The organism is Albidovulum marisflavi (genome assembly GCF_025751435.1).
Classification (GTDB): Bacteria; Pseudomonadota; Alphaproteobacteria; order Rhodobacterales; family Rhodobacteraceae; genus Albidovulum; species Albidovulum marisflavi.
Genome location: NZ_JAOWKY010000003.1, coordinates 284,727 through 309,480 on the forward strand (window position 1 = coordinate 284,727; position 24,754 = coordinate 309,480).

Below are 24,754 nucleotides of genomic sequence, written 5' to 3' on the forward strand. Positions count from 1 at the left end.
CCTCGGAGGCGGGAGCGAACCGGGACGGGATCGGGCGCCTATCGGAACATGTCGGCGTAGCGTTCGCGAAGCACGTTCTTTTGCACCTTGCCCATGGTGTTGCGGGGCAACTGGTCAAGGACGATCAGCTTGCGGGGATGCTTGAAGCGCGCCAGCGACTTGCGCGCGGCCGCGTCGATGGCCTCAAGATCGGGGGTCTTGCCTGGCTTCGGCACCAGCACCGCCAGAACGGTTTCACCGAAGTCGGGATGCGGCACGCCGATCACCGCGCTTTCAAGAACGCCGGGCTGCTCGTCAAGCAGTTGCTCGATCTCCTTGGGGTAGATGTTGTAGCCGCCCGATATGATCAGGTCCTTGTTGCGTCCAACGATATGCACGTAGCCGTCGGCGTCGATGCGGCCGAGATCGCCGGTGATGAAGAAACCGTCGGGGCGCAATTCGGCTGCGGTCTTTTCGGGCATTTGCCAGTAGCCCTTGAAGACGTTCGGACCCCTGACCTCGATCTGACCGACTTCGCCCTGTTCGATGGTTTCGCCGGTCGCCGGATCGGTGATCTTGAGTTCGACGCCAGGCAGCGCAAAGCCGACCGTTCCCGCCCGGCGCTCTCCGTCGTAGGGGTTGCTGGTGTTCATGTTGGTTTCGGTCATGCCGTACCGCTCAAGGATGCGATGTCCGGTGCGTGCCTCGAACTGGGCGTGGGTCTCTGCCAGAAGCGGCGCCGAGCCCGAAATGAAGAGGCGGACGTGCGACGCCAGTTCGCGGGTAAAGCGCGGTTCGTCGAGCAGGCGGGTGTAGAAGGTCGGAACGCCCATCATCGCCGTGGCCTTGGGAAGCAAGGCAAGGATCCGTTCGACATCGAACCTGGGCAGAAAGATCATCGAGCTTCCGGCGGCCAGAGAAACGTTGGTCGCCACGAAAAGTCCATGCGTGTGAAAGATGGGCAGCGCGTGCAGCAGGACGTCGTCCTGGGTGAAGCGCCATTCGCTGACAAGCACTTCGGCATTCGACAGAAGGTTGCCCTGCGTCAGCATCGCGCCCTTCGACCGCCCGGTCGTGCCGGAGGTGTATAGAAACGCCGCAAGATCATCGATCGCGCGCGGGACGGTCTGGAACTCTGCGGGCATCGTTAGGGCCTTTTCGGCAAGCGATCCCGAGCCGTCCCCGTTCAACGTTTCGATGCCCGCGCCAAGGCTGGTGGCGACATCTGTCAGCGCAGAGCGGGATGTCTGGTCGCAGACGACAAGGCGCGCTCCGCTGTTTTCGATGAAGTAGTGCAGTTCATCGACGGTGTACGCGGTGTTCAGGGGAAGGAAAACGACGCCGGCCTGCGCGCAAGCGGCATAAAGCGCAAGCGCCTCAGGCGATTTTTCCACCTGTGCCGCGAGGCGGTCTCCGGGTTTAAGGCCCGCCTGCGTAAGGACATGCGCGAACCGGGACGCCATTTCCAGGAAGTCCTGGTAGGAGATCGCGCCACCGTCCTGCAGATGAAGGAAGGGGCGCGTGCTTTGGGCGTGACGGCCGAAAAGGCGGTCGTAAAGCGGATTGGCCATCGGAATGCTCACTTTCGGTTCTTGTCTTCTGCCGCGCTCAGACTGCGCACGGTGGATGAGGCGGCGATTTCATGCCTCGTCGCGAAACGCTCGTGGTTTTGCGACACTTTCTTGAGATCATAGAGGTAGTTGACCATCGCGCCGCCCGACTGCCTGATCCCCTTGGCCGAGGTGTCGGCTCCGGCGTGAACGTCATGGATCAGCGCGCCATTGCCAAGGTGGAAGCGGGCGACCGGGTCAACGGGAAGCCCGTCTTCGCGTCTTGCGGTCATCAGGTAGTGGGCGGCGATGCGGCGCATCGGCTCGGCTTCGGCGGGGTCGTGGGCGCGGCCTTCCCGCGTCAGCCAGTCGACAAGGCCGGGAATGGGCGAAAGCGTCACGAAGGTCTTCAATCCGGAAAGTTCCGCCGAAAGATCCGAGGCGACCTGCTTGATCAGCGAGTTGCCGAAGGAGATCCCCGCGAGGCCCGGCTGGCAGTTCGAGATCGAATAGAACACCGCCGTGTCGGCGGCCTCGGCCGTCATCGGCTCCCGGCTTTCTTCCAGCAACGCCTGGATCGAGCTAGGCACACCCTTCGTCAGCGCCACTTCGACGAATATCAGGGGGTCGTCGGGCATGGCGGGGTGGAAGAAGGCAAAGCAGCGCCGGTCCGCCGGAAGCAGCCGCCGCCGCAGGTCGTCCCAACTGTCGATGGCATGCACCGCCTCGTAGGCGATGATCTTTTCAAGGACCGAAGCAGCGCTTTGCCAACTGATCGGTCGCAGGACCAGGAAGCCGCGGTTGAACCAGGAGGCAAGCAGGTGCTGGAAGTCCAGGTCCAGCGCCTTCAGCGTGGGGTCCTTGCGCGCGAACTTCAGAAGGTCGGCCCGCATCCGCACCAGCCGCGGCGTCGCCCCCGGAAACTGGTTCAGGCGGCGGATCAATTCCTGGCGCGTCGGCTCTGCGGCGGCCATGAAGTTGCGGTAGCCTTGTGGTGTCGTCACCGCGTCTTCCTGGTCGAGGGCCGCCCGAACGCGTTGCGGATCGATCCCCATATCCTCGGCAAGATGCCGGAAGAAGCCCTGACGCCCATCGTCGTCCTGTGACTCGTAGCGATCCAGGATCGTTCCCGCCAGGGCTCCCCCGGAAACTTCTCCCGTGGCGCCCAGGAGCGCCGCGCAAAGTTCCGGCAGCGTCCGGCCGTCGCGCCCCGAGGGACCGGCGGCGCGGGCGCGCCGCTCGAACACCGTGGCCAGAAGGTCGGCCAGGAGGGTCATATCGCTTCCCCCATGACGGCTTCGGGCAACCAGGTCGCAAGGCCGGGGAAGATGCACAGAATGACGATCGCCAGCGCCATGCACAGCACGAAGGGCAGCGAGCCGACAAGGATCTTTCTGAGCGAGATATCAGGCGCGATCCCGTTGATGACATAAAGGTTCAGCCCCACCGGCGGGGTGATCAGCCCGATCTCCATGTTGATCGTCACGATCACGGCGAACCAGTAGGGGTCGAAGCCCGCCGACGTGATGATCGGCAGAAGGATCGGCGCGGACATCAGGATGACCGCGACCGGCGGGAGGAAGAAGCCCGCGACCAGCAGGAACAGGTTGATGACCGCCATCAGAACCCAGCGATTCACCTCAAGTGCTGCGATCCATTGCGCGACCGACTGTGTCACGAAAAGCGACGACAGCATGAAGCTGAAGACGCCCGCGGCGCCGATGATGAACAGGATCATCACGCTTTCACGGGTGGAATCGCGCAGCACGACCCAAAGGTCAGCGGCCCTGTACATCCGGTAGACGACGATCGCGACGGCAATGCACAGAAGCGCGCCGACGGCCGCGGTCTCGGACGGCGTGGCGATGCCGCCGTACATGGCATAGAGCACGCCGATGATGATGGCGATGAACGGGACGACGCGGGGCAGGATCTCGACCCGCTCGCGCCAGGAATAGCGCGCGCCGCTCAGCACCGCCGACGCAGCACCGCGCCGCCAGGTGTCGTAGATCGCCCAGACCATGAACAAGCCGGTCAGCAGCAGCCCCGGAAGGACGCCCGCCAGGAACAGCCGTCCGATCGAGGTTTCCGTGGCGATGCCGTAGACGATCATCGTGACCGAGGGCGGGATCAGGATGCCCAGCGTTCCCCCCGCCGCGATTGATCCCGCGGCGACCTCCTCCGGATAGCCGCGGCGCCGCATTTCGGGGATGCCCATCTTGCCGATCGCGGCGCAGGTCGCTGGCGAGGATCCCGACATTGCCGCGAACAGGGCGCAGGCCCCCAGGTTCGACACGACAAGCCCGCCGGGTACGCGGGTCAGCCAGCGTTCAAGCGCCTCGTACAGGTCGGGGCCGGCGCGTGTGGAGGCGATTGCCGCGCCCATGATGATGAACATGGGGATCGAGAGCAGCGCGAAGCTGTTCAGCTCTCCGAAGAAGATCTCGGGCAGCGCCTGAAGCGAACGTGCGCCGTCGAAGATCAAGAGGAATCCCGTCGCCACGACCAGAAGTCCGGTCCCGACCGAGATTCCGGTGAAAAGCACCACAACCGTCGCGAAGGCGACCATGAGGCCGATCGTCAGTGGTTCCATTACAGGTTCTCCCCGTCCGGGCTGATGCCGTGCACCGTGGTTTCAAGCTGCGCGCCGTCCGACTTCGCTGCCAGCCAGAGATCGGAGGCCAGCTGAAGCGCAAAGACACCGAAGCCAAGGGGCACGGACAGGTAGGGTATCCAAAGGGGAACGGCCCAGACCGTTTCGGACTTCCAGTTGCGGGACCAGGCAAGGTGGAACATCTCCCACCCGTAGAAGGTCATCACGCCGACCATCAGCAACGTCAGGAAGAGGACCGCGAACGCCAGCAGCCTGCGCATGGAGGGTGGCAGGAGGCCGGGGATCAGGTCCACGCCGACATGGCCGCGCTGGTGTTGAACGTAAGGCAGGCCGATCAGGGTCGCTGCGATCATCAGGTAGATCACCGCCTCGGTTTGCCAGATCGTCGACTGCCCGAGAACGCCGCGCACGAAGATCATCTGGCAGGTGATCAGCACCGAGGCCATGATCATGGTCGCCGCGATAACACCGAACATGTTGGACACGAGGCTGATCGCGCGCACCCAGCTTGGTGGCTTGATTGTTCCCTGACGCATCACGCCCCTCCCCTGGCTCTGGTGTGTTGTCGGCGGCCGGATTTCACGGCCGCCGGTCGTCGGTTCACTCGACCGCGAGTGCGAGATCGAGAAGCATCTGGCCGTCCGGGGTTTCCGCGACGAAGGCCGGGTATGCCGTTTCGGACGCCAGTTTGCGCCAGGCTTCGAAGTCTTCGGGCGACATTTCCGCGATCTCGACGCCGGCATTGGCAAACGCCTGGCGCGCGACGTCATCTCCGAGCTTGGCCTGCTCAAGATAGAACGCCTCGGCCTTTTCGGCGGCGGACATGAGCGCGGCCTGCTGTTCGGCGTTAAGCCCATCGAAGGTGGACTTGTTCATCAAAAGCGGCTGGTACATGAACCATAGCGCGGTGTCGCCTGCGGGAGTGTAGCACTTCAGTTGCTCGTAAAGCCGGTAGCTGACGAAGCTTTCGGACGAGGTGTTGGTCGCGTCCAGCACGCCGGTTTGAAGCGCCGGGTAGATCTCGGACGAGGCCATGGATGAAATCGAGGCCCCCGCACCGGCAAGCATCTGCTCGAACGATTTGCCGGCGGCGCGGATCGAGATGCCGCTGACGTCTTCGGGCTTGGTGATGCAACCCTTGTTCGAGCCGAAGCCGCCAGCAAGATAGCCGTGCACGAGGACCATGACGTCGTCGCCCGCCATGATTTCTGTCAGCTTGTCCATGAAGGGCGAGTGCGACAGGCGCGCGGCATGATCGTGATTGCGCACGAGGCCCGGCATCAGGGTCAGGTTGTAGGCAGGCTGCTGGCCGCCGGCATAGCTGAGCGGCAACACCGTCATGTCCAGCTGTCCACGGCTCAGCGGCGTGTACTGTTCACGCGCCTTGAACAGCGTCTGGTTTGGGAAGATCTGGATGGTCAGGTCGACGCCGGCGTTGGCGACATCGTCCGCGACCATTTGCGCGACCTGATGGCGTACGTCACCTTCTGCCCACTGGTGTGACAGGCGCAACTCTTCCGCGGATGCGGCTCCGGCGGCAAGAGAAAGCGCCACGACGGCAAGCGTCGATTTCAATCTCGGTTTCATGATTTCCTCCCTGGTGTGTATCCCGACACTGTCTGGATCGCATGGCAGATTGACATTTCTGCGTTCCTTGTCAAACATTTTGTATACAGGAATGTTGATCTTGCTTCTTCTTCGTCAGTCGCTAGGATTCTGCCATGGACCAGAAACTCGCAGATACGATCTTGAACGAACTTGAGGAGCTGATCCTCGACGGCACGTTCGAGAATGGCGAACGGCTTGATGAAGTCACTCTTGCCAAGCGCTTCGGCGTGTCCCGGACCCCGGTGCGGGAAGCGCTTCAGAAACTGGTTCTGGCAGGTCTTGTCGAGCAGCAGCCAAGGCGGGGGGCGTTCGTGCGCCAACCCGGTCCGGTCGAGTTGATCGAGATGTTCGAGGTCATGGCCGAACTGGAAGCAAGTTGCGCGCGCTTCGCGGCGTCCCGGATCAGTGACGAGGCGCTGGATGAACTGCGCGCCGCGAACCAGCGGTGTCAGGCCGCGGTCGAGGCGAATGACGCGGACCGCTACTACGAAGAGAACGAGGTCTTTCACAAGATCATCTACCGACAGTCGGGCAACGGCTTGCTTGAACAGGAGGCACTCCGTCTGCATCGGCGGCTGAAGCCGTTCCGGCGGGTGCAGCTCAGGCTCAGGGGGCGGATGCGCCAGTCGATGGCCGAGCATCTGGAGATCGTCGAGGCGCTGACGCGGGCGGACGCCAACGCCGCCGCCGAGGCCCTGCGCGCGCATGTCGCGGTGCAGGGCGAAAAGTTTCATCATCTGGCCGCGACCTTCAAGACAAGCGCGGCCTGAATCCGGCGGCCGCCCGATTTCCTTGCGCGGTTTTGACCTGAAGGGACCGTTGGCCCTATGGTTCAGGATGAAGTCGCCGGCGAAGATGGATATCCTGCTGCCGGAGCTGCGGGCCTACGCACGGTCGCTGCACTCGCAACCAGACATCTCGGAAGACCTCGTTCAGGACGCGGTCGAGCGCACGCTCAAGCTGTCCAACATTGCCCGCGCGCTTTGCGAACTCAGGCCCTGGATGTTCCGCGTCAGCACCCTGACCTGTCTTCAGCCAACCTGACGCTGGTCGGGATGGACGGGGGCCGGTTCGCCGCGATCGCCAGGCTGCTGCATGAATACACGCAGCGGAATCGTGCGGGACGCGACGCTTTGGTTGCCGTCCGCCGGGCGACGGCTGAAGCCATGCCCTGCGCCTGACCTGCGGTGCTGCCCATTTCAACGTTGGGGAAAGTTCGGCCGGTCGGTGTTGTAGTGCTGCGCAAGGTAATCGAGGATGGCATCGCGCTCGTCCGGCGGAAGTTCGGCCATCCCCTGCTCCTCGATCATCCAGTCCAGGAGCTTGTCCCATCCATCGCGTGTCTTGCCCTGCTGAACCACAATCATTTCCGAGTGGCAGGCGGTGCAGGCGTCGTAGGTTTCCTCGGCGCCGGCCCCGTCGACAAGCAGGCCGAAATCCTCGGCGCCATCTTCCCCGGAACTGCCGTCGGAGGGCCGCAAGTCAGCGGCGTTCTCATCTGCCGGCGTGTCCGACATCGTACGCAGATACGCGATGACATCGGCACGGTCCTCGGGATCGCGCAGGCCGGGGAACGCCATGCGCGTTCCGGGGATCGCCCGGCGCGGGTTTTCCAGATAGGCGTCGAGTTCCTGCGGCGACCACGCTCCGCCCGCAGTCGCGATGGCGGGCGAATAGCGAAACCCCTCCGCCGCGCCTTTTTCTTGGCCCACAATCCCATACAGGTTGGGTCCGACGCGGTTGGGGGCGTCCTTTTCGGCCGTGTGGCAGGCCTTGCATTTCCGGAAGACCCCTTCGCCAGCTTCGATGCTGGCGGTTGTCAGGCGTTCGTCGATGGTCTGCGCACTGGCCTGCGAGACAGTGGAAAGTAGCGCCGCGATTGTCGCGGCAGCAGTCCTGAAAAGGGTCATTAGCGGCTCCTGGCTCGGGCGGGCCGCCGGCGGCCGCTCGGCCGCCAGCCTTTCGGTCAGGCCACTTTCAGGCCCACGCGGTGCATCGTGTTGTTGAGATATCCCTTCGGGTTCCAGTCGATCGCGAATGGCTGCATCTCGCCTTCGCTGTCCGTCGCCCTTGCCCAGATCTCGTAGTAGCCGGGTTGCGGGAATTCCACGTTCGCGCGCCAGTTCTGCCAAGCGCCGTCGCTGGCGGGCGCGTCCAGTTCCGCGCTTTGCCACGTCGCGCCGAAGTCGATCGATATGTCCAGCCTGTCGATGCTGCGGTCGCCCGACCATGCGTGCCCGCGCACCTCGGTCGAGGTGCCGGTTTCCGCGCCGTTGGCCGGGAAGGTGATCAAGGATTTGACGGGCATACGCTCGATGATCACGAAGTCCTCTTCCGGGACGTCCGTGCCCGGTGCGACAGGATAGGCCGGCACCCTGTAGGACGTTCCGGTCATCTTAGGCCCGTCGTGCACGACTTCGCGCAGCTGGATCCGTTTCAGCCATTTCTGCGAGCAGGATCCAGGCCAGCCCGGCACGACCAGCCGCAAGGGCGCGCCGTTCATCGGATGAAGGTCTTCGCCGTTCATCTGGAACGCGATCAGAACGTTGTCGGTCATCGCCTTTGCAATCGGGACGCCGCGGGAGATCGGCAGCTTGGACGGATCGCCCGAAAGGTGGGCGTCCGCGCCGTAGTGCGCCGTGTAGACGACGTTGTCCTGCACGCCAGCGGTTTCAAGAACATCCTTGAGCCGGACGCCCGTCCAGTTGGCGCAAGCCACGGCGCCGTATGTCCACTGGTTTCCGCTTGCCGGCGGATCGAAGAACGCCCGGCCATTGCCGCCGCATTCGAGGGTCAAGGCCATCGTCACGACCTCGAACTGGTTCTGCAGGTCTGCGATCGACATCTCCATCGGATTGTCGACCAGGCCATCGATGGTCAGCGTCCAGCCATCCGTCGCCATGTCCTCTGGCACGATGCCGTTATTGCGGATGAAGTGACGGTTTGTGGGCGTGATCGGATCGTCAAGCAGTTCCGGTGGCGTCTCGGCATTGACCGGACGGTCGTTCAGCAGGCTCAGGCCGTCCTTCCCGGAAAGAGCGTCGCCCTGCGCGAAGGCGGCGGGCACGAAGCCCGGGGGAATGTTGCGGTGGAAGGGGATGGTCATTCCGACTGCGGCCCCCACCGTCATCAATCCGGCGTTTCTGAGAAAGCTGCGCCGGTTCGGGGCGGGCGCCCGTACGAGGACATCGACCCCAGCGGTTGCGGGGCTATCTGCGAAGTGCTTGCCCGGCTCCTGTCCGTTCTTGTCGTCGTAGCCCATTGTCTTCCTCCCGAATACTGTTCACGCGGCGCACATGACATGCGCTGAACAACAAACGTTCGGGGCAGGCATTCTGTTCCGCCGTCTCCGGCTCCAGGCTTGGCGGGGCCGGTTCGCGCTCATGGCGCCAGGCCCGCGCGGTTGCGGTGCGTCAGGGAGTGCGCCTGCGACGGCCGCGAAAGGCAGGCTATTCGACGATCTCCGCGATCTGTATCAGGTTCACCGGCGGATAGAGGCCGATCTGCTTGGCCATCGACAGGTTGATGGTCACTGCAAACTCGGACATCCGCGCGACAGGCAGGTCGCCCGCTCGTGCGCCGTCGAAGAGGATCGCCGCGGCCTGCCGTCCGGCGAGGCGCCCGACCTCGTAATAGCTTGCCGCTACGGACAGGAGGGCGTTCCCCTCGCGCGCGGCTTCTTCATAGGGGCTGATCAGGGGAAGCTTCGCATCGCGAACCGCCGCGCCAAGAATTGCGCTGTTCGCCTGCAGGAAGGAAGAGCTTCCCACATACAGGAAGTCGGCCCCCGCCTGCGCGACCTCGCGCACCTTGGGAGAGATATCCTCCACCGAAGGTTGCCCTGCCTGGGTCAGCGGAAGGGCCAAGGCCACAAGTTCGAACCCCTCGGTCTTGGAAAGTTCCTGCAGTTCCTGATACTTGAGAACCGAGTTCGGCTCATTTTCGTTGTAGATCAGTCCCAGTGTGCCAAAGCCCGGAAGGTAGCTGCGGATGGTCTGGATCGTGACGGTCTCGGGCATGCGGTTGTAGGTCCCGGTCAGGTTCGGCCGGCCCGTGTCGTCGAGCGATTCCACAAGTCCGGATCCGACCGGGTCCGCGACGATCATGAACACCTGCGGGATGTCGTGATTGAACGCCGGATCTTCCAGTTGCGTGAGGTCGCCGGCAATTGCCTTGGTCACGCTCGTCCCCCAGCTGACGATCAGATCTGCCTCGCTGGCGCGCGCCTCGCCCAGCAGTCGCGGCAGCACGGCCTTGTCCTGCCCGGCGTCGCGGACGGTCAGCCGCACGTCCTGCCCAAGGCTGGCCATGTGGTCCTTGAAGCCCTGGCAGGCATCCTCGCAACCGCGCCAGGTGGCGATCATGACGTCCAGGCCCTGGGCCCGGGCGACCGTTGACCCGCTGGCCACAACGGCCAGCGTGCACAGCAGGTACTTCAGCATGGATGCCCTCTCCGCGCTCTCGAAGCCACTGACGCTTCGGATATCACGAACAGCACGGCGCCCGCCATAGCGGCCAACCCTAGCGCGGTCGAAATCGTCGAATGATAGCCCAGTTGGCCAAGAGCGGCGGCGATCGACAGGCCCAAGATCGCGCCCAGACGTTCAAAGAGGCGAAGCAAGGCAATCGGGCGTGACGACGCGCCGCTCAGTCCGAGGGTGAGCGCGTAGATGGGCGAGCGCAGGAGCGTGTGACCGATACCGACCAGCAGCACCGCGCACGCCGCGATCCAGACACCGCCAAGAAAGGGCAGGGCCACCAGCGTCAGCCCCGAAAGCACGGCGCCGACCACGGCCGAGACGCCGCTGCCGTGTCCGCCTCGGTCTCCGGTTCCCATCATCGGGCCCAGAATGATCGCGGCAAGATAGTAGAGCATGACCACGCGCGCGACATCCGCCGACCTGAGCCCCTGCGCGTCAAGCGCCAGCGGCATGTAATACCAGATGAAGGCCGCCGTCACCGCGCTGAGCGGCATGGCAAGGCCGACAACCAGCGCGGCGAACCGGCGCATGTCCACGGGCGTGGCCTCTTCGACGCGCTCGGCGGCGACGGTGTCGCTGGGGGCGCCCGCCGGCCCAATCATCCACAGACGACAGGCCAGGCCGGAAGCAAGGATGAAGACCGCGCCCAACATGATCGCAGAGGGAAATCCCAGCCGGCTTGCCAATACACCCCCGATGACCGATCCGCAGAAGGTGCCGCCGATGATAACGCCGATGAAGCCGCTCATCGTCCTGGCGCGAGGCGCCGCAGGGTCGACCCGAAGCCCGTATTCCTGGCAGGCCACGGTCACGAGCGCGTAGCACGCCGCGACCAGGCCGCGCGCAAGGGCGATCTGCGTGACGCTTCCGGCCATGGCCATCCAGACCAGTGCGGCCATGGCCACGGGAACCGAGGCAAGGAAAAGCCGCGCTGCGCCGTATCGCCTGCTGATCGCTCCGGCAAAGGGTGACAGGGCTGCGACGGCCAGAAGGTAGATGACCATGGGCGCCGCTGCGGCGACCTCTGCCGTCAGCCAAACCGGGCGCGTCGCGGCCGAGGCGTAGACCGGCAGAAATGATGCCGTGATCTCGGACCCGAGTGCGAACAGGAAGAGTGGTAGCCGTATGTCGGCCCTGTCAGACATCTCGACAAGCTTCGGCGAAGCCGGGGGCTGATCATTGCCAAGCGCTCGCCGCCGCTTGGCGATGTCGAGCGCGTAGGAGTTGAACCGGGCCGCCAGCCTGCGGAAGGCGACCGGCCCCTGTTCGCGCATGACGTGGTTGAATTGCCCTTTGCGCTGCTCTGCGAGCATCTGTATCAGCTGCGCATGCGGTTTCCATACGGTCGCGCTCGCGATGGCGATGGCGAGTTCGACACCGATCAGCAACATCGCGATCGCCAGGATCGACACGTCCAGGACGACGTCGCGCAGCCGGGTCTGAACGAAGCGCTGGCTGCCCTCGATCCGGATCGTGCCGACGACCTGGCTCCCGGCAAGCACGGGCATTTCGACGGTCGATGCGCGAACGCCAACGGCGTGCCCGAACGAAGATGGGATGACCTCATCCCCAGTGTCCTCCCTCCTGGCCTCCGCGACCCGCTCGCCGCCGCCCGATATGAGGGATATCGCGGACACTTCGTCAAAGTTTTCGAGAATGCCTTCGAAGTGGGGCGACAGCCCACCAAGCGCGGACATCGGGATGCCAAGCTCCAGCGTGCGCTGCATCTCGGCTCGGACAAGGCTGCCGATCAGCGTTGCGCGGCTTTCCAGTTCTGGCTCGATGGCACGGTCGAATGCCAGAACGACGAGGGTGGAAAACACCAGAAGCGAGCTTGAGACGACCGCAAGCATCGCAAGCACGATGCGTCGGCGCAGCGCCTGGATTTGCGCCGGCGGCGCCATCGGTTGGTCGTCGGGTGTCGGTGTTTGCGTCCGTGCCGGCGTACCTGCGCTGCCCTCGATCTCTAAAGCGTATCGCCGTTCAACTTCGCCTATCAGCGCGGAAAGAGGGCGGGCCGAAGCCGAAGGCCTTGACGCTTCGCCGGTGCTGGCCGAGATCCGCGACAGCCAGCTTTCACGCTCGAACCGCTGGATCTGCTCTTCCACTTCGTCATAGGCGGTGGTTGCCCGCGCAAGGGCGCGGCGCAGCACGATCCATATCGCTGGCGCGAGCACCATGGTGAAGGCCAGACCGGCCAGCAGAAGTTGGCCGACCATCGCCCAGGATTGCGCCTGGCTTTGCCGACCGGAATAGGTGATCGCCACCCCGCCGGCCACGCGCCCCGAGGCGTCAAAGAGTCGGACGCCAGAATAGAAACCGTCGGTGGTGTCTCCGGACCAGGTCGCGCTTGCGTCGTCGCCCAACCCGAAAGGGCCACCCAGAAGCGCAGGCTCCCGGTCGGTCGACGTCGTGGAGGCGACGAGCGAGCCATCTGCCGCGAACAGATAGGCGCCTTCGATGGCGGGATCGAACTGGCGCGCAAGTTCAAGCAATGCCGCCGTGTTGCGAACGGAGGATACGGGAAGTCCGATCTGGGTGGCAGCCTTGAACGGGTCCGCAGTCCGGTTCGCCAGCACCGCAATTCTTTCGCGCTCCAGCTCGAATCGGACCTGATTGAATTGCAGCACCGCCAAGGCGATGAAGGCGAAAAGCGAGGACGCCGCGACGATGAAGATCGTCGGAAAGATCCGTCGGAACATCAGCAAGGGCACTGTCCTCCCGCGCCGAACCTAGCCGCCAATTCGCTGATCCTACAATAGGCCAAAGATGTGCGGGGACCGTCGGGCTGGCGTCTGTCAAGAAGCTCTGTTCCGAGCTGGCATGGTCGCGCGGCAAGGCACCCTGGCTAGCCGCGGACCCGGCGGACTTCCTGGCCGAAGCGATGCAGGAAGTCTTCCTGTTCCGGGCTTTCGACCCAGCGGGAGTTGCGCCGTCGCGCCTTGGTCAAGGCCTCCGTCGGGTCAAAGCCGCGCCAGATCAGCTGCGCGACCAGTGCCGTTCCCGTGCGCCCCTTGCCGGCATGGCAATGGTGTACGACCGCCTGTCCCGCTTCGATCCGCCTGTCCACCTCGCGGCAAATCAACGCTGCCTGCGCCATGTCCGGGGGCATCCGGTCCGGGATCGGGACATGAAGCGACTCCATTCCGTGGGCCGAGACGGCGTCGGCGTCGGGTTGCCATTCCTCCGTAAGCGACACCAGAAGGCGCGTTCCTACCCTTGCAAGCGCCGCAAGGTCGCCGTCCAGCGATGCGGAAAGACCCGGACGCGCCGTGCCGCCAAGCAGGCCCGGCACAAGCCAGACGAATCCCATCGGGCCGAAATAGTCGGACACCACCTGAAGGGGGCTAATATCCTCAAGCACGGTGATCCGGCCCCCTGCCGCTGTTTCGCATTGGCCGAAGCCGTTCCGTGCCCAATGCCCGTCGCGTCATGCGGCCAATCCACCCGAGGAATTGGATCGGCAGCGGTCGCAGAAGATTTCCCCCGTCCGCAGGTGATGTCGGACCGTCTCTCCGGCCGCGACCTCGTTCTGGCAGCCGTCACAGAGCGTGCCGAGTGTCATGACCTCGTCAACGAAGGCCGGCTTCGTCACCTCCTTGCCGTCGATCCACTGACCGCGCATGGATGACTTCACGATCTCGCGCCGGAACATCTCGTTCAACGCCGCCCAGCGGTTCATCAGGTGCTGCGGCAGGCCGTGCCGCGCGGCCACCGAGAAGAAAAGCCGCTCCCGGTAGTCGAACAGCTCGTCCGAGATGATCATCCAATGATGAGAGTTGAAGGGCCTTTCCCCGAAGTACCGGCGCTGGCCGGTGAACAGGTCTGCCATGAAGGAATACTGCTTTTCCACGAGCCGCGCCTTGGTGACCTTGCGGAAAAACGGCTCCAGCCGCGGGTCGGCGAAGACCAGCGTGTAGAAGTCCTCAAGGATCGCGGTCAGCTTGCTGCCGCTGTCCAGCGCGGCCCACATTTCGCTGTCCGCTTCAACGCCGCTGATCTTTTCCGAATCGCGCGGCCGATAGGGCGCCGGGCTTTCGAACGGGTCGGAGAACAGATCCTCCAACGCCGCGCCATGGCGCAGCGCCGCGATGCGGCCGGTCTCGACCATGTCCGGGGCGCCGCAGAGGTAGACCAGGTGCCCGCCAAGATCGGCCTCGGGGCCGATCGCGTTCCGTGCGACATCGCTGATCTCGGCGTCTGCCACCATGTAGTCGACGCTGAAGGTGGTGAAACGTGCCGCCATGTCATCCAGCCTTTCGCGAAGGTAGTGGTCCTCGGGGCGCCGGGCACCGTGAACCAACCGGATGGGTGCGCGGTGTCCGCGGGTCAGCGCGTCCTGTGCCACGGCTGCCAGAGTTCCCGCGCCGCAACCGCTTGCGATCAGCAAGAGCGGGCTGTCCGGCTGATCCCGGTAGTGGCAATGACCCGCAGGGCCGACAAAGTCGATCGTCGCGCCGACATCCAGCTGGTTGACCAGCCAGTCGCTGACGGCGCCCCCCTGATAATGGCGAATGTGAAGTTCAAGGTAGTAGTCCTCAGGGCAGCTCGCGATGGAGTAGCTTCGCATCTGCGTGCCGCTGCGCCGGATCGTTATGAACTGACCCGGACGCCAATCGAGGGCCTGATGCGTCTCAAGAACGACCTTGTAGATGTTTGTACCCAGGCGAACTCTTTCCACGATGTCCGCCTGCGAAACCGACCTTGCCGGATCCGGCATGCGGGCCTCAACCGCGTGGGGATGGCGCATCGTGCAAGGCAGGAAGAAGTTCTGGTCCCGGAGGTGCTTGGGAAGGGGCGAACGCGCTTCGGGACCCGGATCGCCCGATACTGCCTCCATCATGCAGGATCGGCAGGTTCCCTTGCGGCACGAGAAGACGACATTCGCGCCCCCCGCAAGCATCGCCTCAAGCCCCGACTGGCCCGGCGCCACATCGTAGCGTTTGCCTTCGAAAGCAATCCAGCTATCGCCAACGATCTGTTTAGGGTCTGATCCGTTCATTGCATCCTCCGGGGGCGGGCGAAATGCCCGGCTGACGGTCGAGACCGTCCTTCTCGCACAATCGAGTCGTCCGATGTTCACGGCCGACTTCGCGGCAGGCCAACGCGCGCAAGCAATGAGCGCATTGCGGCGATCCGGAGGCGTCGGGGCGTCGAAATCATGGCGACCCGGTGATTTCTGGGGCGGAACCCGCAAAGTGCGATCTTGTCGCACCCAGCGAGAATGTTGCGACAGCATTTGGCCTCAATCCTGCCGCATTGGATGGTCAGTTATCCGGCCCAAGGAACGGGCGAGTCGAAACCCGCAGTCCTTGGGCAGCACGGAAAGGTTATATCGAGCGTTTCATGGATTGTTGAATTTAAGATCAATCCAGATGCGCGTTTCCATTGACCCAATCGTCGCCGCCAAGATTTTAACTGTGCTTACCGAGTGAATGTCTACGAATGAAAGGTTCGGACAGATAATTAGCGCGAAGTATCATCTTGTGGGTTTCCCCATGAGAAAAACAAGAAAGCTAATATCTAGGAAACGCTGAACGTCGGTGCGCCGGATGATTTTTTTTATACGAGTTTCCGGTGCAATCAAACACCAGCACCGTCAGTATATCTGACCAACCAGTATTAGGATTCCCAATGTCTCTCGACAAAGCACTCGCCGAAGCAATGAACACGGTCCCGGAATGCGTTGCCGGCGCCTATATCGATATCGAGTCCGGCCTTCTGCTCAGCGTCAAGACGCTCGACTCCCATCCGCAGGCGGTTCTGGACATGGTCGCCGCGGCGACCGCCGACATGTTCCAGGGGCCGAATGTTTCGCAGATTGAAAAGCATTTCAAGGCGTCGCGCGGTCAGAAGGATGCGACGTCGCATTACTTCAACGAATTCCTCGTCTTCAGTGACAATCTCATTCACGTCTTCCTGCGCACCAAGAAGTTCCCCGATCATGTCGTGTCCTTCGTGTGCCGCAAGAGCGCGAACATCGGCATGGTGCTTGCGAAAAGCCGCATGGCGATCGACGGCCTGTCGAGTGCCGTCTGAGGCTTCACCGGAGTAAGTTCAACAATGACGGGTGCCTTATGAAAAAGGCACCCGCACATCGTGGGGCAAGAAGCGCAAATGTCTTTGCGAAGCCTATTTCTGGATCGTGTAAGGCGGGACCGAAGCGTCAAGCCGAAAAGCAGTGAAACACTGGCGGCGGATCTGTCTCCGCTTGATCGCCACGCCACTATTGCCAAGCTGATAGCGGACTCCGATAGCCCGCGTGAAATCCGGCTTTCCGGTCAGACGTGCGAGGCCATTCTGATTTCCTTCGGGCAGCGGCTTCTGCGTGCGGAAATAAGAGCGCCCGGATCTCAGGGTGAAGTATTCGATTTCGGCATGAAGGCGGATGCGCCTGAATTGGAAGGGTTGATCGCGCGGCTGAACGCATCTCTTTCCGAGTTTTGCGCGCGCAGCGGGGAATTGTCGGTTGATATCCTGACGGCGGACAAGCCCCAGGACGCGGCTGCGGGCCTGCGCCATGGGCTTGTGACATACGACGACGAGGCCGCGATCGAAAGCCTCTGGGAGACGACGCGTCCCCAGCAGGAAGACGATGCCGCCCGCGCCCGCGAACCCGGCAAGGGGCCGGAGGCCGCCTCCGATGTGCTGACACTTCAGTCGCCGCTGCGGCCGGAAGGTGCCGCATCGCTGAGGCCGTTCGAGTTCCTTGATGGCTGCCGCGGCTTCGCGGACGAGGTCACGTTCTTTTCCGAGCACGGCGAAGGCGCCTATGCGGCGAGAAGAACTGACGACATTGCGGGCGACCGCCGGGACCTGCCCGCCCTTGCTGACTGGTATGACCGGGTTTCGGAACACCTTGGCGCGGACATTTTCGTTGTCGCCATTCCCGCGCGTCGCGACGATCCTGCGACGGCCTTCGCTCTGAACGGCAGTCATGGCGCGGGCATACGTTTCCGGCGCGTGAACCTGGGGCAGGTGGCCCGTGTGATTGCCGGTTCAGACTGATCAGGCGCATGTCCGGCTGTGCCCTGTCGATCCGCAACCTGTCCGTCCACGCCAACGGGCGGCCGGTCCTCCTTGGCATCGATTTCGACCTGTCCAGCCACGGAATGACCGCACTGATGGGTCCGATGGGCAGCGGCAAATCCGCCTTTCTGAAGTGCATATGCTCATCCGACAGCGATCTGCTTGAGGTCCGCTGGGATGAGGCGGTGTATCGGGGCGCGCGGCTCGAACGGGATCGCCGCCCCGTGCTCATCCGCCAGAAGCCGCGGCAGGATGCGCGCAAAGCGAAGGCGTCGGGCCGCCTGCTTGATGAACGGATTGAGGAGATTTCGCAGGCCTGCGCTGGCAATCGGGATGTCCTGTGCATCGATGAGCCGACCGCCGGCCTGAACGCCCGGGACGGCGCCGGCATGATGCGGTTCCTTCAAGCACATGCACAGGCGCGACCAATCCTGTTGGTGTCGCACAATTCAAAGGAGGTGCGCGGCTTTTGCGACCGGGTGGCTCTGCTTGGGGGCGGGCGCATGATTGCGCACTGCCCGAAAGCCGAATTCTTTGCCCCCGGTGCCGGACGTCACGTCGAATGGTTCATAAGAACCGGCGGGCTAGACCTGCCCGGCGCGGGCACACCCCGTCACATGCTTTCGTCCGAACACCGGCCCCTGCCGCCCGAATTCGATCGCACCGCCGTCCGACCCGGTGTCGATCGGGCATGGATCATCGAACATGCGCTTGAACTTAGGTGGCCTGTGGCGGAAGGCGGGGGCAACCCACGGCCAAACCCTGACGATGGCCACATGATCGTGTCTGTCGGGCGCGATGCCACCACGCTGGCAGGCCCGGGGGGCAGGCGTGCCGTACAGCTCTGGGACCACGATCACACGCGCCCTGATCTGGACATGCCCGCGATCTTGAACATCTGCCGTCTTGTCGAGGAGGCGATATCCGAGGGGCTTCTGGTGATGATCGAGCCAAGGGAAAACGTCGTCGGCACGGCTGCGATCTTGGGTTCATTCATGGTCATGCGCGGGGCAGCGCCCGAAGACGCGGTTCGCCTTGCATCCGCGAAACTTCCCGAGCTTCATTTCGGCATGCGGATGGAACAGCTCTTTTGGGATATCGATACCGGCTTGACGATCTGACCCCACCGCCGCAGGCATTCGGACCGTCCGGGCCGTGTCGATGTCACGTTGTGCTGGTCCGCGCCCTCAGGCGGGCGCGGGGCTGAGGCCGTCGCGGATCGCTGTCCTGCCACTGTTTCCTGGCCGCGGCGGGACATGGGGCCATGCGCTCGCTGGGGAGCGGTCTATTCGGCGGCGATGCCGATCGACCGCGGCAGCGTGGCATGCGTCGCGGTGATCTGAACCGCAGCGTCGGCGGCCTCTCGGCCCTTCTTCACGAAGTGGTCGCGATAGAAGCCCTGGTGCTCTTGCGACGGCTGGAAGTGGTGCGGCGTCAGTGACACCGATAGAACCGGCACGCCGGTTTGCATGCCCGCTTCCATCAGGCCCGAAACCACGGCCTGAGCCACGAAGTCGTGGCGATAGATGCCGCCGTCCACGACTAGCGCCGCCGCCGCGATCGCGTCATAGCGTCCGCTTTCGGCCAGCTTGCGCGCGAGCAGCGGCATTTCGAACGCGCCGGGAACGTCGAACGCTTCGACCTCGGCCGCGATGCCCAGCTCGGCCAGTTTCTGCGTGAAGCCCACCAGCGCCTGATCGACGATATCGGCGTGCCAACGGGCCTTGATGAACGCGAATTTGGGGGATTTTGTCATAGCTCCGGATCCTTTCCACCAGACAAGATCCCAGAGCGCAGAGGCCGCACGGGCCTCGCGGCCCGAACGCCCACATCTCTCCCATCCGGACTGTGACCGTCGGCCCCGGAGTTCCACCGGATCTGCTGACCCGTCCCGAGGGACGGCGCTCGCGGGCTGTTACCGCCGGTGGGGAATTTCACCCCGCCCTGAGAATGTCGCCGGGATACCCTCATGCGCGGACCACGTCAAAGCCGGATACGGCGTGAACACGCCCGATAGCGACAGCTTCGTCTCAAAGGAAGAGAAGAGTGGTGCGGTTGAGAAGACTCGAACTTCCACGGGGGTTAGCCCACAGCGACCTCAACGCTGCGCGTCTACCAATTCCGCCACAACCGCACTCTTTTCCGGGGCGCGCCCCGGCGAGGTGCGCGCTTATTAGCCGAGCGTTCCGGGGATGTGAAGGGGATTCTTCGGACTTGCGGAAAATTCCTGCCCATCCCCGGAAACGGCTGTCAGTTCGAACTTTCGGGCACCTGGAAACTTGGCAGGGCCGCCGGAACCGGCGCCGCGGCCGCGTCATCTTCGCGACCAACCATCGCATATGCGGCCTTGCGCAGAAGCTGCATGCGCTCGGGTTGGCCGGGTGCGAAGACGGCTGTCCCCGGACGCTCGGCGCCTTCCAGCGCGATGCCATACCAGTCGAAGGCCAGGTCGCTGCGCTGGTTCGCGCCGAAGCCCTGACTCAGATGGTGGCCCAACAACTCGGCATAGGCCGTCTCGCCAAGCCCGGCCAGCAGCAGGGCTGAAGCCGTCGCCACGTCCATCGCATCATCGCGGTATCCGACCGAAAGGCAGATCTTGGCGGTCGATGACAGCTGCGCGGGGGGCATGCCGGTTCCCACAGCAAAGCCGCGCACCTTTTCCAGAACCGCAGGCGCGGGACTGAGCGACAGGTCGGAAAGCTCGGCCTTCATCGCCGGGCCGAAGCCTGCGCATTGCTGGGCGATCTGCTCGGGCGTCGTGCCGGGAACGCGCGCCGCCAGTTCCTCTCCCTGCGCGATCGCGTAGGCGCGGGTAAGGCAAAGCTGTTCTCCCAACGCCTCCATCGGGTTGGTCATGTCCGCGACCGTGGTGTAGCCGCCATTCGTCGTGGTCATCAGGCCGACGCGATTGCAGAAGGACGCGAGCGAAACCTGCGCTCCGGCCGCGTCCAGGAAGGTCGGAAGCCCGGTCGAGGGCGCAGTGGCGGTGGTCGTTTCGGGCTGGGCGGCGGCGACGGGCGCAGCGGCGGGCGCAGCGGTGGGCGCGATGCCCATGGCCTCGTCCCTCCAGGTCACCAGCAGCCCGCGCATGCCCATTGGATTTGCCGCCGCCGCCTGCATCGTCGCCGGACCGCCCGCGACGGCGCGGTGGTAGGAGGAGACCAGATGACTGCGCTCATACTCCGTCAGGTAGCCGGTGGGAGAGTAGCCCAAGGTCACCTGATACTGCGAAATCGCCGAGCGCGAGCGCGAGCCCAAAACGCCATCCGGCGTGCCGGCAGGATAGCCGAAGTAGTTCAGCGCCGTCTGCACCTCTGCGTTCGCGGCGCGCTGCGAGGAACTGACCTGCGGGGCGACATAGGTCCTCTGCTTTTTCTTGTTCGCCTCGTTGACGATCACGCCGCCGACGACGCCACCGACAACGCCGCCCACCAGCGCGTCACCGAAATCCGCGCGGGCCGGTGCCGTTTGCGCGGCAATCAGCGCCGCTGCCATGCATGATGTTGCAATTCGATTGGCTTTCATTCCATCTCTCCCGCGTCAAAGGCAATCTGGCCCGGCGAGTCGCCCCTTGGTGCGGCTGGCAAGGCGTTTGGAAATCCTCTCGAGTTTGCGCCCTCCGGTGCGCTCTTGCAACACGGGATATCCGACCAAAGCGAAAGGCGACCCATGGTCGAGTGGATCGAAAGCCGGGGGCTGGTTCCGTACGAGGTGGCACTGTCCGAGATGGAAAGGCGCGTCGCCGCCATGCACGAAGGCCGTGCAGGCGAGGCGATCTGGTTGCTTGAACATCCGCCGCTTTACACTGCCGGCACGTCCGCCAGGGCCAAGGATCTGATCGATCCCGACCGCTTTCCGGTGCATGTCGCGGGGCGCGGCGGCCAGTACACCTATCACGGGCCGGGCCAGCGCGTGGCCTATGTGATGCTTGATCTGAACCACCGCGGCCGTGACGTGCGCGCCTTTGTCCGCCAGCTTGAGGAATGGGTCATTGCGACGCTGGCAGAGTTCAACGTCGTCGGGGAAATCCGCGAAGGCCGGGTCGGAGTCTGGGTCCGCCGCCCCGAAAAGGGGTTGAACCCGGACGGATCGGTGAAGGAGGACAAGATCGCCGCGATCGGCATAAAGCTGCGCCGATGGATCAGCTTCCACGGCATTTCAATCAATGTCGAACCGGACCTCGGCCACTTTGGCGGCATCGTGCCCTGCGGCATCAGCGATCACGGGGTGACGAGCCTGGTCGACCTCGGCCTGCCCGTGACGATGGCCGATCTGGACGCCGCGCTGAAGAAAGCTTTTGAAGCGACATTCTGATTGTTCCGTGCTGCCGGCGACCGGCACTTCGCGCAGGGCGCGCGGCAGCCCGCCTCGTGGCGAGTTAAAGCCGATCCGGGATGGATCCGGTTGTTCTCGGTCCGGGCCTGTGATCTGACGGTGGCCGATCCCGCCTCTTGACATGTCTCAAGTCGCGACCGAGCGTCGCATGCTACGAGCCGCCCGAAGGGTTTAACTGCTTAGACGTAATCACAACCGAGGAAACAGAGATGAAAACCATCCTGATTGCAGCGATCGCAACCTTGTCCGTGGCGGGCCCCGCGCTTGCCGAGGGCGATCCAGCGGTGGGTGAAGCCGAATTCAAGAAGTGCAAGGCCTGTCACGCGATCATCGCCGATGACGGCACCGAGATCCAGAAGGGCGGCAAGACCGGTCCCAACCTTTACGGCGTCGTCGGTCGCGTGGTCGGAGCAACCGACTTCAAGTACGGCGATGACATCAAGGCGGTCGGAGAATCGGGACTTGTCTGGGACGAGGCGGAACTTGCCGCCTATGTCACCGACCCTGCGGCCTGGCTCAAGGAAAAGACCGGCGATGCCGCGGCGAAAAGCAAGATGAGCTTCAAGCTGAAGGACAAGCAGGCCGATCTCGCGGCCTATCTTGCCTCCGTAGCCCAGTAAGGGCCTTAAGAGACGGGGGTGAGGCAATTTTTCCTGCCTCATCCCGGTATCTGCGATTGCCCATTCCAAGGTTGCCAACTATTACGGGCATGTAGCTACGCGCGGGTGGGAGACCTGCGCCTTGCGAATGGAATGGGAGAACAGCATGGCCGACGCAGCCGTACATGGCCACGGCGAACATGGACACCCGGGGTTTTTCACCCGCTGGTTCATGTCGACCAATCACAAGGATATCGGCATCCTTTACCTCTTCACGGCCGCGGCCGTGGGGTTCATTTCCGTCGTCTTCACCGTCTACATGCGGATGGAGCTTATGGAGCCGGGCGTTCAGTACATGTGCCAGGAAGGCGCACGCCTGATGGCCAATCCCGACGAGGTCTGCACCCCGAACGGGCACCTATGGAACGTGATGATCACCTATCACGGCGTCCTGATGATGTTCTTCGTGGTCATCCCGGCGCTTTTCGGCGGCTTCGGCAACTACTTCATGCCGCTCCACATCGGTGCGCCGGACATGGCGTTCCCGCGGATGAACAACCTCAGCTACTGGCTTTATGTTGCGGGCACGTCCCTTGGCGTCGCATCGATGCTGGCGCCGGGTGGCAACGGTAGCCTGACGGAAGGTCTGGGTGCCGGTGCGGGCGTGGGCTGGGTGCTGTACCCGCCGCTGACGACCACCGCCGAGGGCGGCTACGCGATGGACCTCGCCATCTTCGCGGTCCACGTTTCGGGCGCTTCCTCGATCCTGGGCGCTATCAACATCATCACGACGTTCCTGAACATGCGCGCGCCGGGCATGACGCTGCACAAGGTGCCGCTGTTCGCCTGGTCCGTGTTCGTCACCGCGTGGCTCATCCTGCTGTCGCTGCCGGTTCTGGCGGGCGCGATCACCATGCTTCTGACCGACCGCAACTTCGGAACCACCTTCTTCTCGCCTTCCGGCGGGGGTGACCCGATCCTGTACCAGCACATCCTGTGGTTCTTCGGCCATCCCGAAGTCTACATCATCATCGTGCCGGGCTTCGGGATCATCAGCCACGTCATCGCGACCTTCTCGAAGAAGCCGATCTTCGGCTACCTTCCGATGGTTTACGCGATGGTCGGCATCGGGGCGCTGGGTTTCGTGGTCTGGGCGCACCACATGTACACCGTCGGCATGTCCCTGACCCAGCAGTCCTACTTCATGCTGGCGACGATGGTCATCGCCGTGCCCACGGGCATCAAGGTCTTCTCGTGGATCGCGACCATGTGGGGCGGTTCGATCGAGTTCAAGACGCCGATGCTCTGGGCCTTCGGGTTCCTGTTCCTCTTCACCGTCGGCGGCGTGACCGGCGTGGTGCTGAGCCAGGCGCCGGTGGACCGGGTCTACCATGACACATACTACGTCGTGGCGCACTTCCATTACGTGATGTCGCTGGGCGCGGTCTTCGCGATCTTCGCCGGCGTCTACTACTGGATGGGCAAGATGTCGGGCCGCCAGTATCCCGAATGGGCGGGCAAGCTGCACTTCTGGGCGATGTTCATCGGTGCGAACCTGACCTTCTTCCCGCAGCACTTCCTGGGTCGCCAGGGCATGCCGCGCCGCTACATCGACTATCCGGAGGCCTTCGCCTACTGGAACCACATCTCGTCGATCGGCGCGTTCATTTCCTTCGCTTCCTTCGTGTTCTTCATCGGCATCGTGTTCTACACGCTTCTTGCCGGCAAGCGCGAAACCCGGGCGAACTACTGGAACGAATACGCAGACACGCTGGAGTGGACCCTTCCGTCCCCGCCGCCGGAGCACACCTTCGAGCAACTCCCGAAGCGTGAGGACTGGGACAAGGGCCACGCCCACTGATCCGCAGAAAACCAGGTGCGGCCCCGGAGTAATCCGGGGCCGCCGTCTTTTGGAGCCGGCAGGTTTCGGTATGCGACCCTCTGGCTTCCGTGCGCCCGCAAACCCACATGGCTTCGTGCCTTCGACCCATGCCCTATGAATGGATCCACCCCGAAGCCTCGGGCGAAAATCCCGCCGAGCTTCACCTGTGGCCCTATCGTTCGCTGGGCCCCAGGGGCTTTGCCGTGTTCATCGGCGCGACGGTGCTGATGCTTTCGATTCCTCTGTTTTCGGTACTGGGCACCGTGATCCTCTGGGTGCTTCTTCCCTTCATGATCGCTGCGGTCGCGGGCATGTGGTGGGCGCTTGGCCGAAGCTGGCGTGATGCGCGCCTCACCGAGGTTCTGACCATTGCAACGGACCGCGTCGCGATCCGCCGGCAAGACCCGGACGGACGCCTTCGCGACTGGGAGGCGAACCCCTACTGGACCTCTGTTCACCTCCAGCCCACAGGGGGGCCGGTCGCGCAGTACCTTACATTGAAGGGCGGTGGTAGGGAGGTCGAACTGGGGGCCTTCCTCACGCCCGGTGAGCGTGCGGAGCTAGCGCAGGAGCTGCGCAAGAAACTTGGCGAGTTTCGCTAGAGGCTCGGATCAACGGGCGAACCCGTTCGGTCCTGCGTGGTTTCAGGAAGTTCTGGCGGGCGGGCCGATGCCGCC

At 63.7% G+C, this 24,754-nt stretch carries 22 protein-coding genes, 1 tRNA gene and 1 riboswitch; of the genes, 9 read left to right on the plus strand and 14 right to left on the minus strand.

Annotation, left to right across the window (positions count from 1 at the left end):
• Positions 1-38 precede the first annotated feature (38 nt).
• From OEW28_RS13285 to dctP, 5 genes are all read right to left on the minus strand, one after another.
• Entirely contained in the window at positions 39-1,550 is a 1,512-nt protein-coding gene (locus OEW28_RS13285; protein WP_263735249.1) for a malonate--CoA ligase, read from the minus strand.
• Positions 1,551-1,558: 8 nt separating this feature from the next.
• Positions 1,559-2,806, minus strand: a complete 1,248-nt coding sequence (locus OEW28_RS13290; RefSeq protein WP_263735250.1) for a malonyl-CoA decarboxylase — start codon at positions 2,804-2,806, stop codon at positions 1,559-1,561.
• Positions 2,803-4,122 (minus strand): TRAP transporter large permease, encoded by a 1,320-nt coding sequence (locus tag OEW28_RS13295; protein ID WP_263735251.1) that lies wholly within the window; start codon positions 4,120-4,122, stop codon positions 2,803-2,805. Before OEW28_RS13295 ends, OEW28_RS13290 begins: the two co-directional genes overlap by 4 nt.
• Positions 4,122-4,679: a TRAP transporter small permease subunit gene (locus OEW28_RS13300; RefSeq protein WP_263735252.1), complete on the minus strand. Its 558-nt coding sequence runs from the start codon at positions 4,677-4,679 to the stop codon at positions 4,122-4,124. Before OEW28_RS13300 ends, OEW28_RS13295 begins: the two co-directional genes overlap by 1 nt.
• Positions 4,680-4,743: 64 nt before the next feature.
• Positions 4,744-5,730, minus strand: a complete 987-nt coding sequence (gene dctP, locus OEW28_RS13305; RefSeq protein WP_263735253.1) for a TRAP transporter substrate-binding protein DctP — start codon at positions 5,728-5,730, stop codon at positions 4,744-4,746.
• A 134-nt stretch (positions 5,731-5,864) separates the two neighbouring features.
• Between dctP and OEW28_RS13310 the strand changes: the two genes are divergently transcribed.
• Positions 5,865-6,521: a GntR family transcriptional regulator gene (locus OEW28_RS13310; RefSeq protein ID WP_263735254.1), complete on the plus strand. Its 657-nt coding sequence runs from the start codon at positions 5,865-5,867 to the stop codon at positions 6,519-6,521.
• A 67-nt stretch (positions 6,522-6,588) separates the two neighbouring features.
• Positions 6,589-6,795 carry a hypothetical protein gene (locus OEW28_RS13315; protein ID WP_263735255.1) on the plus strand — a complete coding sequence of 69 codons (207 nt, stop codon included), beginning with the start codon at positions 6,589-6,591 and terminating at the stop codon, positions 6,793-6,795.
• 155 nt (positions 6,796-6,950) lie between these two features.
• On the opposite strand, the gene OEW28_RS13320 is transcribed toward OEW28_RS13315, so the two are convergent.
• From OEW28_RS13320 to OEW28_RS13345, 6 genes are all read right to left on the minus strand, one after another.
• Positions 6,951-7,661 carry a cytochrome c family protein gene (locus OEW28_RS13320; RefSeq protein ID WP_263735256.1) on the minus strand — a complete coding sequence of 237 codons (711 nt, stop codon included), beginning with the start codon at positions 7,659-7,661 and terminating at the stop codon, positions 6,951-6,953.
• Between the two features lie 56 nt (positions 7,662-7,717).
• Positions 7,718-9,013 (minus strand): sulfite oxidase, encoded by a 1,296-nt coding sequence (locus tag OEW28_RS13325; protein WP_263735257.1) that lies wholly within the window; start codon positions 9,011-9,013, stop codon positions 7,718-7,720.
• Between the two features lie 187 nt (positions 9,014-9,200).
• The gene (locus OEW28_RS13330; RefSeq protein ID WP_263735258.1) at positions 9,201-10,193 is read right to left on the minus strand and encodes an ABC transporter substrate-binding protein; all 993 of its coding nucleotides are present in this window, start codon (positions 10,191-10,193) and stop codon (positions 9,201-9,203) included.
• Positions 10,187-12,934: an MFS transporter gene (locus tag OEW28_RS13335; protein ID WP_263735259.1), complete on the minus strand. Its 2,748-nt coding sequence runs from the start codon at positions 12,932-12,934 to the stop codon at positions 10,187-10,189. Before OEW28_RS13335 ends, OEW28_RS13330 begins: the two co-directional genes overlap by 7 nt.
• Positions 12,935-13,080: 146 nt before the next feature.
• Positions 13,081-13,596, minus strand: a complete 516-nt coding sequence (locus tag OEW28_RS13340) for a protein-tyrosine phosphatase family protein (RefSeq protein WP_263735260.1) — start codon at positions 13,594-13,596, stop codon at positions 13,081-13,083.
• Positions 13,597-13,662: 66 nt separating this feature from the next.
• Positions 13,663-15,234 (minus strand): FAD-binding oxidoreductase, encoded by a 1,572-nt coding sequence (locus OEW28_RS13345; protein ID WP_263735261.1) that lies wholly within the window; start codon positions 15,232-15,234, stop codon positions 13,663-13,665.
• A 632-nt stretch (positions 15,235-15,866) separates the two neighbouring features.
• Here OEW28_RS13345 and OEW28_RS13350 point away from each other — a divergent pair.
• From OEW28_RS13350 to OEW28_RS13360, 3 genes are all read left to right on the plus strand, one after another.
• On the plus strand, positions 15,867-16,271 hold the full coding sequence (locus OEW28_RS13350; protein WP_263735262.1) for a hypothetical protein: 405 nt from the start codon (positions 15,867-15,869) through the stop codon (positions 16,269-16,271).
• Positions 16,272-16,349: 78 nt separating this feature from the next.
• Positions 16,350-17,240, plus strand: coding sequence for a hypothetical protein (locus OEW28_RS13355; RefSeq protein WP_263735263.1), 891 nt, complete (start codon positions 16,350-16,352; stop codon positions 17,238-17,240).
• Between the two features lie 8 nt (positions 17,241-17,248).
• The gene (locus OEW28_RS13360) at positions 17,249-18,382 is read left to right on the plus strand and encodes an ATP-binding cassette domain-containing protein (RefSeq protein WP_263735264.1); all 1,134 of its coding nucleotides are present in this window, start codon (positions 17,249-17,251) and stop codon (positions 18,380-18,382) included.
• 164 nt (positions 18,383-18,546) lie between these two features.
• Here OEW28_RS13360 and OEW28_RS13365 read toward each other — a convergent pair whose 3' ends face one another.
• The 3 genes from OEW28_RS13365 to OEW28_RS13375 form a co-directional block, all read right to left on the minus strand.
• Positions 18,547-19,017, minus strand: coding sequence for a 6,7-dimethyl-8-ribityllumazine synthase (locus OEW28_RS13365; protein ID WP_263735265.1), 471 nt, complete (start codon positions 19,015-19,017; stop codon positions 18,547-18,549).
• Between the two features lie 70 nt (positions 19,018-19,087).
• A riboswitch (FMN riboswitch) is annotated at positions 19,088-19,217 on the minus strand.
• 91 nt (positions 19,218-19,308) lie between these two features.
• A tRNA-Leu gene (locus OEW28_RS13370) sits at positions 19,309-19,395 on the minus strand.
• Positions 19,396-19,511: 116 nt separating this feature from the next.
• Positions 19,512-20,756, minus strand: coding sequence for a peptidoglycan-binding domain-containing protein (locus OEW28_RS13375; protein WP_263735266.1), 1,245 nt, complete (start codon positions 20,754-20,756; stop codon positions 19,512-19,514).
• Between the two features lie 147 nt (positions 20,757-20,903).
• Here OEW28_RS13375 and lipB point away from each other — a divergent pair, with 147 nt between their 5' ends.
• From lipB to OEW28_RS13395, 4 genes are all read left to right on the plus strand, one after another.
• Positions 20,904-21,575: a lipoyl(octanoyl) transferase LipB gene (gene lipB, locus OEW28_RS13380; protein ID WP_263735380.1), complete on the plus strand. Its 672-nt coding sequence runs from the start codon at positions 20,904-20,906 to the stop codon at positions 21,573-21,575.
• 230 nt (positions 21,576-21,805) lie between these two features.
• Entirely contained in the window at positions 21,806-22,216 is a 411-nt protein-coding gene (locus OEW28_RS13385; RefSeq protein WP_263735267.1) for a c-type cytochrome, read from the plus strand.
• A gap of 145 nt (positions 22,217-22,361) precedes the next feature.
• Positions 22,362-24,056 carry a cytochrome c oxidase subunit I gene (gene ctaD / locus OEW28_RS13390; protein ID WP_263735268.1) on the plus strand — a complete coding sequence of 565 codons (1,695 nt, stop codon included), beginning with the start codon at positions 22,362-22,364 and terminating at the stop codon, positions 24,054-24,056.
• Positions 24,057-24,184: 128 nt separating this feature from the next.
• The gene (locus OEW28_RS13395; RefSeq protein WP_263735269.1) at positions 24,185-24,679 is read left to right on the plus strand and encodes a DUF2244 domain-containing protein; all 495 of its coding nucleotides are present in this window, start codon (positions 24,185-24,187) and stop codon (positions 24,677-24,679) included.
• Positions 24,680-24,754 lie beyond the last annotated feature (75 nt).

What these genes read in the sequence shown, in the direction of transcription:
- OEW28_RS13320 (WP_263735256.1), bottom strand. Translation starts at nt 7,661, where the DNA reads ATGACCCTTTTCAGGACTGCTGCCGCGACAATCGCGGCGCTACTTTCC.
- OEW28_RS13395 (WP_263735269.1), top strand. Translation starts at nt 24,185, where the DNA reads ATGCCCTATGAATGGATCCACCCCGAAGCCTCGGGCGAAAATCCCGCC.
- OEW28_RS13385 (WP_263735267.1), top strand. Translation starts at nt 21,806, where the DNA reads ATGAAAACCATCCTGATTGCAGCGATCGCAACCTTGTCCGTGGCGGGC.
- OEW28_RS13365 (WP_263735265.1), bottom strand. Translation starts at nt 19,017, where the DNA reads ATGACAAAATCCCCCAAATTCGCGTTCATCAAGGCCCGTTGGCACGCC.
- ctaD (WP_263735268.1), top strand. Translation starts at nt 22,362, where the DNA reads ATGGCCGACGCAGCCGTACATGGCCACGGCGAACATGGACACCCGGGG.
- OEW28_RS13300 (WP_263735252.1), bottom strand. Translation starts at nt 4,679, where the DNA reads ATGCGTCAGGGAACAATCAAGCCACCAAGCTGGGTGCGCGCGATCAGC.
- OEW28_RS13335 (WP_263735259.1), bottom strand. Translation starts at nt 12,934, where the DNA reads ATGTTCCGACGGATCTTTCCGACGATCTTCATCGTCGCGGCGTCCTCG.
- OEW28_RS13360 (WP_263735264.1), top strand. Translation starts at nt 17,249, where the DNA reads ATGTCCGGCTGTGCCCTGTCGATCCGCAACCTGTCCGTCCACGCCAAC.
- OEW28_RS13315 (WP_263735255.1), top strand. Translation starts at nt 6,589, where the DNA reads ATGAAGTCGCCGGCGAAGATGGATATCCTGCTGCCGGAGCTGCGGGCC.
- OEW28_RS13375 (WP_263735266.1), bottom strand. Translation starts at nt 20,756, where the DNA reads ATGGCAGCGGCGCTGATTGCCGCGCAAACGGCACCGGCCCGCGCGGAT.
- OEW28_RS13330 (WP_263735258.1), bottom strand. Translation starts at nt 10,193, where the DNA reads ATGCTGAAGTACCTGCTGTGCACGCTGGCCGTTGTGGCCAGCGGGTCA.
- OEW28_RS13350 (WP_263735262.1), top strand. Translation starts at nt 15,867, where the DNA reads ATGTCTCTCGACAAAGCACTCGCCGAAGCAATGAACACGGTCCCGGAA.
- OEW28_RS13345 (WP_263735261.1), bottom strand. Translation starts at nt 15,234, where the DNA reads ATGAACGGATCAGACCCTAAACAGATCGTTGGCGATAGCTGGATTGCT.
- OEW28_RS13325 (WP_263735257.1), bottom strand. Translation starts at nt 9,013, where the DNA reads ATGGGCTACGACGACAAGAACGGACAGGAGCCGGGCAAGCACTTCGCA.
- OEW28_RS13355 (WP_263735263.1), top strand. Translation starts at nt 16,350, where the DNA reads ATGTCTTTGCGAAGCCTATTTCTGGATCGTGTAAGGCGGGACCGAAGC.
- dctP (WP_263735253.1), bottom strand. Translation starts at nt 5,730, where the DNA reads ATGAAACCGAGATTGAAATCGACGCTTGCCGTCGTGGCGCTTTCTCTT.
- OEW28_RS13310 (WP_263735254.1), top strand. Translation starts at nt 5,865, where the DNA reads ATGGACCAGAAACTCGCAGATACGATCTTGAACGAACTTGAGGAGCTG.
- OEW28_RS13295 (WP_263735251.1), bottom strand. Translation starts at nt 4,122, where the DNA reads ATGGAACCACTGACGATCGGCCTCATGGTCGCCTTCGCGACGGTTGTG.
- OEW28_RS13290 (WP_263735250.1), bottom strand. Translation starts at nt 2,806, where the DNA reads ATGACCCTCCTGGCCGACCTTCTGGCCACGGTGTTCGAGCGGCGCGCC.
- OEW28_RS13285 (WP_263735249.1), bottom strand. Translation starts at nt 1,550, where the DNA reads ATGGCCAATCCGCTTTACGACCGCCTTTTCGGCCGTCACGCCCAAAGC.